Here is a 14,570-nt window from a genome sequence, read left to right on the forward strand (position 1 = left end):
GAAAAGGCGTCTCTCGAGGCGCCTTTTCGTTTCAGTTTATCCAAAACGCGCGCGCAAAGGTCGATATGCGCACCTCGTTTCCTTCGGATAAATCATTGAAACTTATAATTAACAATCGGTTCCTTAAGATACGCGAAAACAAGCGGTTAGGTATGTCTCAACGAAAGCGTAACAGCTGCCACGAGCGAACTTCACCTGCAATTGCCATCGATCTCAACTAGACAGAAAGATGAGAAAACAAATGCTTAAAGGCATGCTCGGCAGCAAAGATCAGAAACAGAACGCAGCTATGGCACAGGCAACCCTCGATGCCATTCAGCGCTCCCAGGCAACGATCGAGTTTCAACTCGATGGAACTATTCTAACCGCAAACCAGAATTTCCTCGATGCGCTCGGCTATGATTTGTCTGAAATCGTTGGCCAGCATCACCGGATGTTCGTAGATCCTGTCTATGCCCAAAGCACAGAGTATCAAGCTTTTTGGGACAATCTGCGGCGAGGTAAATTCGAGGCCGCCGAATTCAAGCGCATCGGCAAGGGCGGACGCGAGATCTGGATTCAGGCGTCATACAACCCGATCCTCGACGGCAAGGGCAATCCGGTCAAGGTCATCAAATTCGCAGCCGATGTAACCGCCCAAAAGCTGGCCGCAGCCGATGCTCAAGGCCAGATCGCCGCAATCTCAAAATCGCAGGCGGTCATTGCGTTCGATCTGTCCGGCATTGTCCTTGAAGCCAACGAGAACTTTCTCTCGGCCCTGGGCTATCAGTTGAGCGAGATTAAAGGCCAGCACCATAAGATGTTCGTTGAGCCCCAGTTTGCTCAGAGCGCCGAGTACACGGCATTCTGGGACGGCTTGAGGCGTGGCGAATACCAAGCTGCCGAGTTCAAGCGTATCGGCAAGGGCGGGCGCGAGGTCTGGATTCAGGCGTCCTACAATCCGATCTTCGATCTCAACGGCAAGCCGTTCAAAGTAGTCAAATACGCGACTGACATTACAGGCCGCAAGCAAGCGGTCAACACATTGGGCATTCATCTTGCAAAACTGGCGGAGGGCGATTTGACCGCACAGATCGACACCGTCTTTGTCGGTGAGCTCGATGAGGTGCGCCTCGCCTTCAACGAGACCGCATCCAAGTTTGCAACGATCATGCGCAGGCTACGCAATGCATCGAACGGAATTCGTACGGCCACCACCGAGATCGTGGCCGGGTCCAACGACCTCTCCGAGCGCACAACCAAGCAGGCCGCTGCCATCGAAGAGACCTCGGCGGCAATGAACCAGCTGACCAGCACGGTTGCAGCCAATGCGGACAACGCCAATGAGGCCTATGCGGGCAGTCAGACCGCCGCAAAGCTTGCCGATGAAGGCGGTACCACAATGCAGGCGGTCACCAGCGCAATGGAGCGAATTACGGCCTCCTCCTCGCAGATCTCCAACATCATCGGCATGATCGATGACATTGCCTTCCAGACAAACCTCCTGGCTCTGAACGCCTCGGTCGAAGCCGCCCGCGCGGGTGAAGCCGGCAAGGGCTTCGCCGTCGTCGCCATCGAGGTGCGCCGCCTCGCGCAGTCGGCCGCCGATGCCTCGGCCGAGGTCAAGGCCCTTGTCGAAAAGAGCGGCGGAGAAGTCGCGGACGGTTCTAAACTGGTTGCTGAGGCGGCGGCCAAGCTTGGGGACATTCTCGAAGCCGTGCAATCGAACGCCAAACTGATGCGGGGCATTTCGGAAGCCAACCGCGAACAGACCGACGCCATCCGCGAAGTCAGCACCGCCATTCGCCAGATGGACGAAATGACCCAGCACAACGCCGCGCTGGTTGAAGAGACCAACGCCGCGATCGAGCAGACCGAGGCACAGGCAAGCGAACTCGACGGGATCGTCGAAGTGTTCACCATCGACCACGCGGCGAATGACCACGCCAAACCCGTCGTGGAGGCACAACCTGCCAAGGGCAGACGGCACGCGCCCGCAGGTGCCGCCAGAACCTACCTCTCGGAAGGCGGAGCTGCCATCGACGCGGACTGGGCAGAGTTTTGATCTCAAGCCGCAAGACACAAAAAGGCGCCTTCTGGGCGCCTTTTTTAATGCTCGCCTATCCGTTTCGCGCGCACTATAGCCGAAAAACGCACCGAATTTGCTTTGATAACACATTGAAATTTATTGTTAATATCCTTCTCGTCTAAAGGTTGGCAGCGGAGCTTGAAGCGCCGGATTTGAGCGTAGTGGTGCGCACACGGTCAAGGCTGGGACTTCATCCGCGTAGGCGGCAACGTCGCCGTGGCTGGGCTTACGCTCTGTAAGTCCGTAAGCCGGGCCGGCGCTTTCATCCCCCTCCACCGCGAGCGCCGGCCCCTTCCCGTTCCGAGGCTGGGAGAATCGGATACCTTGGTGACCGTCTCCACCCAGGGCCTGCCGATGTCCTCCCAGCAACACGCCTTCTCCGTCCGCAGCAAGGACATTTGGGCCATCGCCCTGCCCGCCTCACTGGCGTTCATCACCGAGCCGGTCGCCGGCGTTGTCGATACCGCTGTCATCGGACAATTGGGCGATGCGGGGCTTTTGGGCGGACTGGCGTTGGGCGCCGTCGCCTTCAGCGTCATCTTCGCGCTCGCCTTCTTCCTGCGCTTCGGCACTGCGGGGCTCGTCGCCCAGGCCGTCGGCGCGCGCGACCCCAAGGATGGGCTTTTGCATCTCGCCCGCGCCATGCTCGTCGCTGTGGTTCTCGGTGTCGTGCTGCTCGCCCTGTCGGTGCCGGTCTACTGGTTCTTCGCCGCAACCCTCGCGCCGCCCGCAGAATCCCAAACCGCCTTTACCGATTACCTCTTCACCCGCCTGTGGTCGGTCCCCTTCGTCTTCGTCAACTATGTGCTTTTAGGCTGGTTCTATGGCCGGGCGGCGGCGAAGACCGGCATGGCGCTGCAGATGCTCGTCAACATCGTCAACATTATCCTCTCGGTCGTCTTCGTTTTCGGGTTCGGCTGGAGCGTCGTCGGTGTGGCCGCCGCGACCGTGATCGGGCAGGTCTGTGCGAGCGTTGGCGGCATCGTCCTCACAATCCGTCACTATGGCGGTCTCGCCAATATTCTCGCCGGCACGCCCCGGACAGAGTTGCTCGACCTTGCCGCGATCCGCCGTATGGTCGGCATCAGCCGCGATCTCATCATCCGCTCTGCGGCATTGATGGGTGCCTTCGCCTATTTCGCCGCGCAGGGTGCGCGGATGGGCGAGATCATCCTCGCGTCCAACGCCATCCTTTTGCAGCTCTTTGCGATTTCGGCCTTCTTCCTCGACGGGCTCGCGACCGCCACCGAACAGCTCTGCGGCCGCGCCGTCGGCGCCAACTGGCGCCCGGCCTTCGAGAGGGCCATGAAGCTAAGCTTCGTCTGGGGAACTTTGATTGGCGGCACGCTTGCGCTTGTCCTCTTGGCATTCGGTTGGCTCGCCATCGATTTGATGACCACCAATGCCGCAGTCCGCGAGACCGCACGGGTCTATCTGGTCATGGCCGCGCTCACGCCGCTCACAGGCATGACGGCCTTCATCTACGATGGCATCATGATCGGCGCGACGCTCAACGTCACCATGCGCAACGGCATGCTTGCCTCGTTGGCAATCTATCTCATCGCCGCGATCATCCTCCAGCCGCTGCTTGGGCTCTGGGGCCTATGGCTGGCTCTGCACATCCTCCTGCTCACCCGTGCAGGGATCTATGCAGTCGCAATCGAACGGCGGAAGGGAGAGCTTTTTGCCTAATCCTACTGTGTCACAAACGCCATATTGGCCTGCAAATGGAGGGTTTCCTAACCCACCACCCCCGTCATCACCCGGCTTGTCCGGGTGATGACGGGGAGGGGGATGCAGTAGCCCTAAAGGTCTGCGCGGCCGGAAGCCCAGGCATCGACCGCAGTACCGGTCAGCCCAGCGACGGACGTCAGTCCCCGCTCGGCCACTGCCCGCGCCAATCCCGCCTTGATTTCATCGATCATCTCGAGCCCGCCATAAACCAGCGCCGAATAGAGCTGCACCGCATTGGCCCCCGCCTCGAACTTGGCCACCGCACTCCGGCCCGAATGAATGCCGCCAACCCCGATGATCGGAAAGTCCGGTCCCAGCCTCTGGCGCATCTGCGCGAGCCTTTGGGTCGCGAGCGCAAAGAGCGGCTTGCCCGACAGCCCGCCGGTTTGATCGGCGTTGGGCATCCCCGCGACCGGTTCGCGCGAGAGCGTCGTATTGGAGACGATCAGCCCGTCGATCCCGCTTCCGAGCACCACCCGCGCGATGTCGTCCATCTCCGGCTCGCTCAGATCCGGCGCGACCTTCAAAAATACCGGCGTCTGGCGCGGCTGTGCTGCGCGCGTCTCGGTGATAGCTCCCAACAACCGCGTCAGCGCCTCGTCGGACTGGAGGTTCCGAAGCCCTGGCGTGTTGGGCGAGGAGATATTCGCCGTCAGATAATCCGCGATGGGCGAAAACGCTTTCACGCCGAGAACGTAATCGGCAACGAAATCCTCGCTGTCCTTGTTCGCCCCGATATTGACCCCGATCACCTGGCTGCGGTCCCGGTCGGTCAGCCGCTCGAATGCAGCCGCGTGGCCTTCATTGTTGAACCCCAGCCGGTTGACGACGCCCATGGCCTCGGGAATGCGAAAGAGCCGCGGCACCGGGTTGCCCGTCTGCGGACGTGGCGTCACGGTGCCCACCTCGACGAAGCCGAACCCCACCTTTGCGAGCGGCCCGGGCACTTCGGCGTTCTTGTCGAATCCCGCCGCCATGCCGACCGGATTGGGCAACTTGAGCCCACATAGCGCGGTTGCAAGGCTCTCCGCGTCCGGCGCCCCCTTAGGTGCGAACCCGAACTTCAGCGCATTGATCGTCGCCCTGTGCGCGGTTTCGGGCTCCATGCGCAAAAGCGCATCGCGGGTGAATTTCTGCACGCCCTTGTTGCGCAGGATGTCCGTCCACCCCATCAGCCGATCTCCGGCAGGTCGAAGCCGCCATCCGGGCGTGCGTCGAGTGCGCGTTCGGCAATCACCGCGCTCATGGGCAGCGCTGCGTAAAGATGCGGGAACAGTGCCCCGCCGCGCGACGGCTCCCATTTGAGCCCCTCGGGCAAAAGGCCCGGATCGATCGTCGCCAGCACCAACTCCGACCGTCCGCGATAATGCTTGTCCAGCGTTTCAGCGAGTTGATCGGCTGTTGAGAAGTGAATATAGCCGTCCGCCAGGTCGATGGGTGTGCCCTTGAGTTCGCCAGCCGCCCATGCGGCTTCCCAGTCGGCCTTGGTGGCAATTTTGTAGATCGGTTCTGCCATATTCCGCACCTTTTATTGCGCGGACCCTACAAGGGGACCGTAGGGCCTGTCATCGATTGTAGATAGGGGTTTGACGGGCCATGTCCGGAGGGAGTGTCGTGGACAGACCGGACCGAAGGCTTTTGCCGCCTCTGGGCCGGACTGTTCGCGAAAATCACCCGGATATGCCCGCCCGAAGGGTTTTGAATAAATCGTCCGCTCCCGGCGGTTTTCCCCGCGCGCGGGGGATAACCCTGCACGACGCGAAAAGCCTTGGCATTGAACGATTTATACAAAATCAAAACCCTATCTACAATTGATGACAGGCGCTGGTACTGCCAGGGCACGTTTTGACTTTACAAAACGGTTAACTGCCTGTAGAAAGAAATAGGATTATTTCCCTTATTGGAGACTTCATTCCTTTAAGATGATTTCGCACCGCGCCATATGGGTCGCTCTCGACGCCCTCGCCGAGCGGCATCAGCTTTCGACATCGGGCCTGGCAAAGCTTGCCGGGCTCGACGCGACGGCGTTCAACCCCTCAAAGCGGGTTTCCAAGGATGGGCGCGAGCGCTGGCCGTCGACCGAATCGATTGCCAAGGTGCTCGAAGCGACCAACGAGACCTTCGACAGCTTCCTCGCCGGTTCGGTGCCCTATTCGCAGACAGCCGCGCGCGCGTCGGGCCAGACCGTGCCGCTTCTGGGGCTTGCCCAGGCTGGCTCGGGTGGCTTTTTCGATTCAGCGGGCTTCCCCGCTGGCCAGGGCTGGGACGAAGTGCGTTTCCCCGGCTTTTCGGACGGCACGGCCTATGCCCTCGAGGTCACGGGGGATTCGATGCAGCCGCTCTACCGCGACGGTGACGTCCTCATCGTCTCGCCCACCGAGCAATTGCGGCGCGGCGACCGCGTCGTCGCGCGCACGCAGGAGGGCGAGGTCATGGCTAAGATTCTGCACCGCCGCACTGAAAAGCAGATCGAATTGCACTCGATCAACCCCGACCATGCCCCGCGCATCTTCAAGCCCGAGGAGATCGACTGGATCGCCCGGATTTTGTGGGCGAGCCAGTAGACCGGCCCGCCCCTTTTTCAAACAGGAACACGCTTTAACGGCACCCGGCGCGTTCGAGCATATCGGCAAGGATGATCGGGGCTGCCGGTGTCTGCGCCCAAGCGCTGCTGTCGGGTACAGCCGTCGCGATTGCGGCCCAGGCGGTGTCGCTGCCCAGGCTGAACGAATGCGGGCATTCGAACGCCACCCCGACATCCTCCGACATCGATATGAGATACCCCGCGCTCTCGCCGATCCCTGTGAGGTAGAGGCTGAGCCGCTGGCGTGCCGCGCTGTCGCTGGGCGATCGCGAGATCATGTCGGCAACCGTGGCGACGGAGATGTGACCCTGAGCGGTCCGGCCTTGGGATTGTGCCAGCGCGGTTGCGGGCAGCGCGAGCATGGCGAGGGCGATGGGCAAGGCAAGGCGCTTTACACGTCTGAGAGAAGAGAAGGGGAAGGCAGGCATACTCAAGCTCCTGATGCTTTGATGGAACAGCCATATCGTTTTGCGAAAATTTTTTATTGTCAAACGATAATTTTTTGGCATTATCCGCATACCACAACGAACAGCACTGGATCACTTCATGACCGCTCCTATCACCGCCCCCCTTTCGAGGTCCGCACGCACCAGCATCTCGGCGCTACGCCTTATGGCGCTCCTTACCATTCTCGCGCTGCCGGTCGGCATGGCCTATTTCTGGTTCGCGCTCGACGGTGCCGAGCTTAAAGGGATTCTGCATATGCCTGCGACGGCGGACCCGGTCGGCACGTTCGAGCGCGGCGCGGGGTTCGCGCTTTCGATGATCCCTGGCGGCGTCCTGATCTTCGGGCTTGTCCGGCTTCGGGCGTGCCTTGCCGCCTTCCTTTCAGGGGCCATCTTCTCAAGCACGGCGAGTGCAGGGTTGAGGGATTTCGCAATCGGGATCGGCGCCAGCGCGCTTGCCCGGCCGTTCGTTTCAGCGCTTTTGAGCGTCGTTCTGAGTTGGTCGGCCCCGCCGGGTCAACGCATGATCGTTTTTTCAATCTCTTCGGACACGATCCTGTTCGTGCTTTTCGCAGGCACCATTGCCGCTGCAGCATGGGTGATGCAGCAAGCCGCCCGGATCGCCGAAGAAAACGCGCAGTTCGTTTGAGGATTTTGGTATGCCGATCAAGGTCAATCTCGGCGTCGTCCTGGCCCAGCGCGGCGTCAAGTCCAAAGACCTCGCCGAGCATGTGGGGATCACCGAGGCCAATCTCTCGCTTTTACGGCAGGGCAAGGTCAAAGGCGTGCGCTTTGAAACGCTCGCTGCGATCTGCGCCTATCTTAGGTGCCAGCCGGGCGATCTTCTCGAATACACTGACGAATAGGCGCGCCTTTCCGCTGCGCGCCCATCGTTCAAGCCGCCAATTGCCCGCTCAACCCCTTCTCGATCAGCGCGCGGGTGTTCTCCACCCCGTAAAGCGCGATGAACGAGCCGAAGCGTGGGCCCTGGTCCTGCCCCAGCAGCACCTGATAGATCGTCTTGAACCAGTCACGCAGGTTCTCGAACGGATGGCTCTTGCCGATCTCGTAGACGATGTTCTGCAATTGTATTGCGTCGGTCGATCCCGCATGAGGCGCGAGGGCTTCCGAGAGATCCCGTAGCGCTGCCGCCTCGATCTCCGTCGGCGCCCGGAAGGATTTCTCGGGTTTGACGAAATCCTCGAAATACCGGATCGCGAAGGTCGCGAGCTTGGCCAGTTCGGGGTGGTTTTCCGGCGTTCCGCCCGGCACATAGCGTTCGATGAAGCCCCAGAGCACGGTCTCGTCTTCGGCGTTGGCCGCCGAAACGAGGTTAAGCATCAGCGCAAAGGAAATCGGCACATCGTAAGCCGGCGGCCTGTGCGAATGAATATGGAAAGCCGGGTTCTCCAGCAACTGGGCCGCATCCTGCTCCTGTGCGGCGGCGGCGAAGCTATAGTATTCATCTACGGCTTTGGGGATGACGTCGAAGTGCAACCGCTTGGCCGCCTTGGGCTTCTGGAACATGAAGAGCGACAAGCTCTCTGGCGTGGCGTAGCGCAGCCATTCCTCGATGGAGAGGCCGTTGCCCTTTGACTTCGAGATCTTCGCGCCGTCCTTGTCGAGGAACAGCTCGTAATTGAACCCCTCGGGCGGCGTACCACCGAGCGCGGAAACGATCCGGCTCGAAAGCCGCACCGAGTCGATCAGATCCTTGCCCGACATCTCGTAGTCCACGCCCAGCGCATACCAGCGCAGCGCCCAGTCGGCCTTCCACTGGCACTTGACCTTGCCGCCCGTCACTGTGGTTTCGATATGCGCGCCCGTATCGGGGTCGAGATAAACGATCGTCCCCGATGCCGCGTCGCGCGCGACAACGGGCACCTGGAGCACCTTCCCCGTCGTCTGGGAGATCGGCAGGAAGGGCGAATAGGTCGCCCGACGCTCTTCGCCCAGCGTCGGCAGGATGATCTCCATCACCTCGTCGTAGACTTCGAGCATACGCATCAGCGCCGCATCGAAGACGCCGGAGCCGTAATACTCGGCGGACGAAGCGAAGTCGTACTCGAACCCGAAATCGTTGAGGAATGCCTGCAGCCGCGCATTGTTGTGCGCGGCAAAGCTCGGATACTCATTGCCGAACGGATCGGGCACACGCGAAACCGGATAGCCGAGAAACCCGGCCAGCATCTCCTGGTTCGGCAGGTTCGTCGGCACCTTCCGCAGCGCATCCATATCGTCGGAAAACGAAATGAGTCGCGTAGGGATCTTATCTCCGGTCAAAAGCCGGAACGCCGTGCGTACCATGGTCGTGCGCGCAACTTCGCCGAACGTGCCGATATGGGGCAGCCCCGATGGTCCGTAGCCGGTCTCGAATATGGCCTCGCCCTTGCCCGTTTTCTCGATCCGCGCAACGACTTTGCGCGCTTCCTCGAAAGGCCATGCGCGTGCGTTGGGAGCCGCCTCGATGGCGGCGGGGTCGAGTGGTGACAGGGTGCCGGACACGGGTGCCCATCCTTTTGGTTGGTGGTAGTGGAAGCGTGGCAGGTGTTGCACCATCGGCCGGGAAAGGTCAATGCCGGGGCCCGCGGGAGACAAGAAAGTGACAAGCTATGCCCCAGCCGCAACGCTGTTTGCTGTCAGTCCGTGGCATCCGGTTTCTGCTGATCAAGCCACGCGGCCCATCGTTTTGACGTTTCAGAAAGCGGGATCAGCGACCGATACACCGCCTGCCCCAACTCCGTGACCTGATAGCCATCCGCGCCTTGCGTAACGAATCCAGCCGCCTGAAGCTCCTTCAACCGGGCGTTCAGAACGTTGGGCGATATCGTTTCGCAGGCCGATTGCAGCGCGCGGAACGTGCTGGGGCCGCGCTCACTGAGCGTCCAGACAACACCCATCGCCCAGCGCCGTCCCAAAAGATCGAACAACGCCATGATCGGACTGCCAGTTCTGGATCCCCTGACCGGTTGTCCCGGTACCGGTATTTTCATCATACCGCCCCTTGCTATTAAAAACGTAGCACGCTATTGATTTCGTAGCAGTCTATAGGGAGCGCGCTGGTGGATGTAAAGGATTTCGGGCTTTGGTGCCTGCTTGCCTGCCTCTGGGGCAGTTCGTTCCTGGCTGTTGACATAGGCATTGAAACCATTTCACCGCTCTTTCTGGTCGCCGGCAGAATGGCTGTCGGCGCTCTTTTTCTAGTCGCCTTCGTCTACGCACGCGGTGGCGCGCTCCGGCTTGGCGTCCGCGGATGGCTTATTGCAGCAATCGTTGGAATCACCGGTAACGTTCTGCCCTTCCTGCTCATCGGCTTCGCAGAACAGCGTGTCGACAGTGGCTTGGCCGCTCTCATTATGGGAATAGCCCCCGTCCTAACCTTAACCATCGCACCGCTTGTCCATCCCGATGAAACGCTTGGTCCGGTCAAGGCATTGGGCGCAGCCATCGGTTTTTGCGGCATTGCCGTGCTTGTCGGACCCGCCGCGTTCGATGGCCTGTCCGGCCCGTTAATCCCGCAAGTAGCACTCATCGGTGCCGCGATGTGCTACGCGTCGACGGCACTCTTCTCCCGCCGCTTTCCGCATCCCGATCCGATCCAGATGGCGGCAGGCTCGGTTCTGGTCGGTGCTGGCGTGATTTGCGGGATTGCCGGGCTGAACCTGGCCGGAAACGCATCTGCGGCCCCTTCTGCCGGTTCGTTGCTCGCCATCGTCTATCTGGGGCTCGGCCCCACGGCTCTGGCGGCTCTGATATATTTCCGGCTGATCTCACGGATCGGCGCAGGGCGCCTGCAGCAGGTCAATTATATCGTGCCGGTTCTCGGCGTTCTTCTGGGAACGATATTTCTTGGCGAAACGCCCGGCTGGAACGCTGCAGCCGCCGTCCCCATGATCGTGACTGCGGTCTATCTCGTGTCGCACAAAGTCAGCGGACGTGCCAATCGCGCTGGCGCCCCTGGGTAATGCGATCATGCAGCATGAAAGCGATGACCTTCGCTGCAACCGCTTGCGCACCCCCGCGCCATTCCCTAACTTCGGGCAACCGCACAACGATAGGTTCCCACATGCAGCTCTCGCCCATCGATGCCCTTGTCTATTCCATGGTTATCGCGGCCGTCTCGGACCGGGACATTACGGACCGCGAACTCGACCGTTTCGCGGCACTCATCAGCCGATGGCCGGTTTTCGAGACCTTCGATATAGCCCAACTGCCCCAGGTGGCGAGCGACTGTGTCGATCTCATCAACAAGGGCGGGCTCGACGCTTTGCTCGTCGCCATTTCCGATGCGCTCGAACCGCGCCTGCAGGAGACAGCTTATGCACTCGCCGTCGAAATCACGACGGTCGATTTGAAGCTCAACCAGGAAGAATTGCGACTATTGGAAATGATCCGCGACGCTTTCTCCATCGACAGGCTCACCACCGCCGCGATTGAAACCTCGGCACGGATCAGACATCGACGGTTATAGATCCGCCGTTGCCGCCGGAAAAATCCGCGCGCGAAAGGGCTCTAATAAAACCCCACCGGGAACCACCGCAGGTACAACTCCGCCATCCGACCGTCCCGTGCCAGCCTCACCAGCGCCCAGTTGAGAGCGGTGCGCACGTTGTCGAGCCCCGCTGGTACGGCAATCGATAGCCCCGCACCAAAATAGTCCGGCCGGAAATACGGTTCGCCCGCAAAGGCGCAGCAATCGGCATTCTCGTTGAGCCAGAACGAAGCACGCATTCCGTCGGCAAAGACCGCCCCGATTTCGCCTTCCGCGAGCGCCTCGAGCGCGGCAAATTCGGTTGGATAGCCCATCTGTTCGAGATCGGGACGAACGTCTGCCAGAAGGTCCGCATGCGCTGACCCTTCGCGCACACCGATCCGTCCACGATAGATGCCTGGGTCGAACGTCCCCTCTTCCCCTCGCGCCGTCACGAACCGCGCGGGCAATTGCAGATAGATTCGTGAAAAATCGAAACGCTCGCCCGCCGCGCCGCTAATCGCAACTCCTGCAATCAGCGCATCCCCCTGGTTGTCCGCAAGCGCCTGTTGCGCGCGCTCCCAGGGCCAGGCCTGAATCGTGCAGCGCGCCGAAAGCACGCCGCAAATGGCCTTCGCGAGATCGACATTGTATCCGACCAACGCGCCATCCGTGTCTTCATAATTGAAGGGCGGGAAGTCCGTTGTCGTCAGGAATCGCAGCGCCGGCACCGTCTGGGGGTCGACCAGTTCTTCCCGCGCGCCAGGGTCGACATGGAGCGGCAGCGTTTGCGCGACGGCCATGGCCGGCGCCAGGAAAAGCGCAATACCGCCCAACACGCGCAGCACCTTCGTCATATCAATCCGCATGACCCTGGATCTTTTTTCTTCAAATTTTATGGCCCAGTCCTAATCGAATTGATAGGGTCCCCGCCAGATGCCAATTGGGGGCTTGGTCATCTATGACAAAGAAACATGATACAGCGCTCGTCAAGGCGCTGGCGGGGGACAGAATATCCGGAAGCGCCGCGGCAGCGGCCCTGGCGCGTGCCGATACGCTAGGCGTCGACCCCGCCGCGACCATCTGCAGCACATTTGGCGTCAGCCCCACCGTTCTTTATGCACGCATCGCACACTATCTGGGCGTCGGTTTCCGCGAAAGCGCGGCGCATCTCGTCGCGCCGCTTGAAGAGGATGCGGATCTCGACGTCCTGTCGCGTCTCACGACCGCGCGCGGGACGATTGATGGCCGTCCGGCACTTTTCATCGCCCCCGGCTTTTCCCAACTCGGCACGCTCAAGGCGGCCATTGCGCGTGACCCGGGCCTTGCGGACCGTCTTTGCATCGTCCCGCCCCATGCCTTGCGTCAGGCCCTCGCCGATGCCAATGCCGATGCACTGTTGGACTTCTCCGTCCAGCGCCTGGCCCGGCGCTTCCCAGGCGCCAACTCCCATCTCGAACTGACCCCGGCCTTGCGGATCGGCTTTGTCGTGGCGCTCTACGGGCTTATGGCGCTGGCGCTTTTTTCGCCGCTCTTCGTGCAGGCGCTGCTGCTGCCCATTCTCACGCTCATTCTCACCGCCCCGTCCATTTTCCGCATCTGGGCCGCCGCGACCGCGAACCGGACGAGCGTTCTCGATACGCCGGACCTTTTGGGCGACGCCGATCTCCCCAGCTATTCGGTCCTCATTCCCTTGCGTGAGGAGGCACATATGGTGCCCCAGATTGCCGAGGCGATGCGGCGGCTCGATTATCCGGCTGAAAAGTTGGAGATCGTCTTCATCGTGGAGAGCGCCAGCCCGGACACGGTCGCCGCGGTCAGGGAGCAGCTTGAGGACCGGCGCTTTTCGCTCGTTGTCGTGCCGCGCCGTGCGCCGTTTACCAAGCCCAAGGCGCTCAACTATGCGCTGCCACTGGTGACCGGCGAACACGTCGTCGTCTTCGACGCCGAGGACGTCCCCGAACGCCAGCAATTGCGCCGCGCCGCCACGCTCTTTGCGCGTCACCCCGGCGTCTCGTGCCTGCAGGCTGAGCTTCTCATCAACAACGGCGCCCGCAACTGGATCACGGCAATGTTCACGTGCGAATATGCGGGACATTTCGCGGTCTTTCTGCCCGCCATTGGCCGTGCGCGCCTGCCCATGCCGCTCGGGGGCACCTCCAACCATTTTCGCACCCGTGAATTGCGGGCTATAGGCGCCTGGGACGCGTTCAACGTCACCGAGGACGCCGATCTGGGGATCAGGCTTGCCCGGCTGGGTATGCGCTGCGCGCGCTTTGCCGCGTTGACGAGCGAAGAGGCCCCCGAAACCGTCATGGCCTGGATCAAGCAGCGCACGCGCTGGATGAAGGGGTGGGTGCAGACCTTCCTCGTTCACAACGCACACCCGCGGCAACTCCTTGCCGATCTGGGCTGGCGCGATTTCCTTGCCTTCAACGTTTTTGTGGGCGGCATGGTGTTGTCAATCGCGCTGCACGGGCTGTTCCTCATTATCGTCGTCGCCCGCGCCGGGGCCAATCTGATCTTTTTGGGGCTGGTCGACCTCTGGACGCTCGCGCAGGTCTGCATTCTTGCGTTCGGCTATAGCGGCACGGCAGCGATCAACCTGATCGGTCTTTCGCGGATTGGCCGGCAGGACCTCGCGCCCCGGCTCTTTCTTTTGCCTTTCTACTGGCTCGTCGGCTGGGTCGCCGTTGTCAACGCAACGCTCGAACTCGTTTACAAACCTTTCCATTGGGCAAAGACACACCATCTGGGCCTCGGACATCTCCTCCGAAGCCCGGCACGCCGCAGATAGCTACGATTTTCGACGAATTTGCATCAGATACGGAACCTGGCCTTAGGTTTACCCCTTATTGGCCGGTCCCGCCGTGCGTATTATGGAATACAATGTCTCATTGAGAGAGTTGGGGACGCTTGGGGGGACGCCATGCGGTATAATTTTGTCACGCAATCTTACGGCCCGGACGATGACGGGGCGGAGGGAGCGCCAGGGTGCAGCCGCTGGCTGATCGCTGCGGCGGCGATCGGGGTTGCTGCGGCAATCGTCATGAGCTTCTCGGCAGCCTGGCAGCTTTCCGTGTTCGCGCTTGTGGTCGCCGCGATCGTTTATCTGTGCGGCGCGTTCGCAGTCATCCTGCTCACCGCCAACACGACGCTCGCGGATTATTCGCGCTGGCTGCTCGCTGCGCTCGTACCACTGCCGGCCGGTGCCGCGGTTTGGTTCATCCTGCAGCTTCTGGGGCTTTAGGGCACTCTCGAAAGTTC

The 14,570-nt window shown here is 61.1% G+C and carries 15 protein-coding genes; 9 read left to right on the forward strand and 6 right to left on the reverse strand.

Annotated elements, in window-relative coordinates; all coding sequences use genetic code 11:
* Positions 1-289: 289 nt before the first annotated feature.
* Entirely contained in the window at positions 290-2,044 is a 1,755-nt protein-coding gene (locus LG281_RS08505) for a methyl-accepting chemotaxis protein (protein ID WP_404406282.1), read from the forward strand.
* A gap of 351 nt (positions 2,045-2,395) precedes the next feature.
* Complete coding sequence (locus tag LG281_RS08510) at positions 2,396-3,760, forward strand: MATE family efflux transporter (protein ID WP_404406284.1); 1,365 nt, start codon at positions 2,396-2,398, stop codon at positions 3,758-3,760.
* A gap of 113 nt (positions 3,761-3,873) precedes the next feature.
* Here the strand turns inward: LG281_RS08510 and LG281_RS08515 are convergent, their stop codons facing one another.
* Together LG281_RS08515 and LG281_RS08520 are read right to left on the reverse strand one after the other, a co-directional pair.
* On the reverse strand, positions 3,874-4,974 hold the full coding sequence (locus LG281_RS08515) for a quinone-dependent dihydroorotate dehydrogenase (RefSeq protein ID WP_404406286.1): 1,101 nt from the start codon (positions 4,972-4,974) through the stop codon (positions 3,874-3,876).
* Positions 4,974-5,318, reverse strand: coding sequence for a DUF952 domain-containing protein (locus tag LG281_RS08520; protein ID WP_404406288.1), 345 nt, complete (start codon positions 5,316-5,318; stop codon positions 4,974-4,976). Before LG281_RS08520 ends, LG281_RS08515 begins: the two co-directional genes overlap by 1 nt.
* 406 nt (positions 5,319-5,724) lie before the next feature.
* Between LG281_RS08520 and LG281_RS08525 the strand changes: the two genes are divergently transcribed.
* Entirely contained in the window at positions 5,725-6,366 is a 642-nt protein-coding gene (locus tag LG281_RS08525) for a helix-turn-helix transcriptional regulator (protein WP_404406290.1), read from the forward strand.
* A gap of 34 nt (positions 6,367-6,400) precedes the next feature.
* On the opposite strand, the gene LG281_RS08530 is transcribed toward LG281_RS08525, so the two are convergent.
* The gene (locus LG281_RS08530) at positions 6,401-6,814 is read right to left on the reverse strand and encodes a hypothetical protein (RefSeq protein WP_404406292.1); all 414 of its coding nucleotides are present in this window, start codon (positions 6,812-6,814) and stop codon (positions 6,401-6,403) included.
* A 118-nt stretch (positions 6,815-6,932) separates the two neighbouring features.
* On the opposite strand from LG281_RS08530, the gene LG281_RS08535 reads away from it, so the two are divergent.
* Both LG281_RS08535 and LG281_RS08540 read left to right on the forward strand, forming a co-directional pair.
* Positions 6,933-7,481, forward strand: coding sequence for a DUF2975 domain-containing protein (locus LG281_RS08535; RefSeq protein WP_404406294.1), 549 nt, complete (start codon positions 6,933-6,935; stop codon positions 7,479-7,481).
* Positions 7,482-7,491: 10 nt separating this feature from the next.
* Positions 7,492-7,698 (forward strand): helix-turn-helix domain-containing protein, encoded by a 207-nt coding sequence (locus LG281_RS08540; RefSeq protein WP_404406296.1) that lies wholly within the window; start codon positions 7,492-7,494, stop codon positions 7,696-7,698.
* Positions 7,699-7,726: 28 nt separating this feature from the next.
* Here the strand turns inward: LG281_RS08540 and LG281_RS08545 are convergent, their stop codons facing one another.
* Both LG281_RS08545 and LG281_RS08550 read right to left on the reverse strand, forming a co-directional pair.
* On the reverse strand, positions 7,727-9,325 hold the full coding sequence (locus tag LG281_RS08545; RefSeq protein WP_404406675.1) for a lysine--tRNA ligase: 1,599 nt from the start codon (positions 9,323-9,325) through the stop codon (positions 7,727-7,729).
* 146 nt (positions 9,326-9,471) lie between these two features.
* Positions 9,472-9,768 (reverse strand): winged helix-turn-helix transcriptional regulator, encoded by a 297-nt coding sequence (locus LG281_RS08550; RefSeq protein WP_404406298.1) that lies wholly within the window; start codon positions 9,766-9,768, stop codon positions 9,472-9,474.
* Positions 9,769-9,894: 126 nt separating this feature from the next.
* On the opposite strand from LG281_RS08550, the gene LG281_RS08555 reads away from it, so the two are divergent.
* Both LG281_RS08555 and LG281_RS08560 read left to right on the forward strand, forming a co-directional pair.
* Positions 9,895-10,797: a DMT family transporter gene (locus tag LG281_RS08555; RefSeq protein ID WP_404406300.1), complete on the forward strand. Its 903-nt coding sequence runs from the start codon at positions 9,895-9,897 to the stop codon at positions 10,795-10,797.
* A 101-nt stretch (positions 10,798-10,898) separates the two neighbouring features.
* A complete protein-coding gene (locus tag LG281_RS08560; RefSeq protein ID WP_404406302.1) occupies positions 10,899-11,303 on the forward strand; it encodes a tellurite resistance TerB family protein in 405 nt (134 codons plus the stop codon).
* 41 nt (positions 11,304-11,344) lie between these two features.
* On the opposite strand, the gene LG281_RS08565 is transcribed toward LG281_RS08560, so the two are convergent.
* The gene (locus LG281_RS08565) at positions 11,345-12,172 is read right to left on the reverse strand and encodes a transporter substrate-binding domain-containing protein (RefSeq protein WP_404406304.1); all 828 of its coding nucleotides are present in this window, start codon (positions 12,170-12,172) and stop codon (positions 11,345-11,347) included.
* 92 nt (positions 12,173-12,264) lie between these two features.
* Between LG281_RS08565 and LG281_RS08570 the strand changes: the two genes are divergently transcribed.
* Together LG281_RS08570 and LG281_RS08575 are read left to right on the forward strand one after the other, a co-directional pair.
* The gene (locus LG281_RS08570) at positions 12,265-14,100 is read left to right on the forward strand and encodes a glycosyltransferase (protein WP_404406306.1); all 1,836 of its coding nucleotides are present in this window, start codon (positions 12,265-12,267) and stop codon (positions 14,098-14,100) included.
* Positions 14,101-14,232: 132 nt separating this feature from the next.
* Positions 14,233-14,553: a hypothetical protein gene (locus LG281_RS08575; protein WP_404406308.1), complete on the forward strand. Its 321-nt coding sequence runs from the start codon at positions 14,233-14,235 to the stop codon at positions 14,551-14,553.
* The last annotated feature ends 17 nt before the right edge of the window (positions 14,554-14,570 follow it).

Origin of the sequence: Pelagibacterium halotolerans, from assembly GCF_044811015.1 — a bacterium.
Lineage (GTDB): Bacteria > Pseudomonadota > Alphaproteobacteria > Rhizobiales > Devosiaceae > Pelagibacterium > Pelagibacterium halotolerans_A.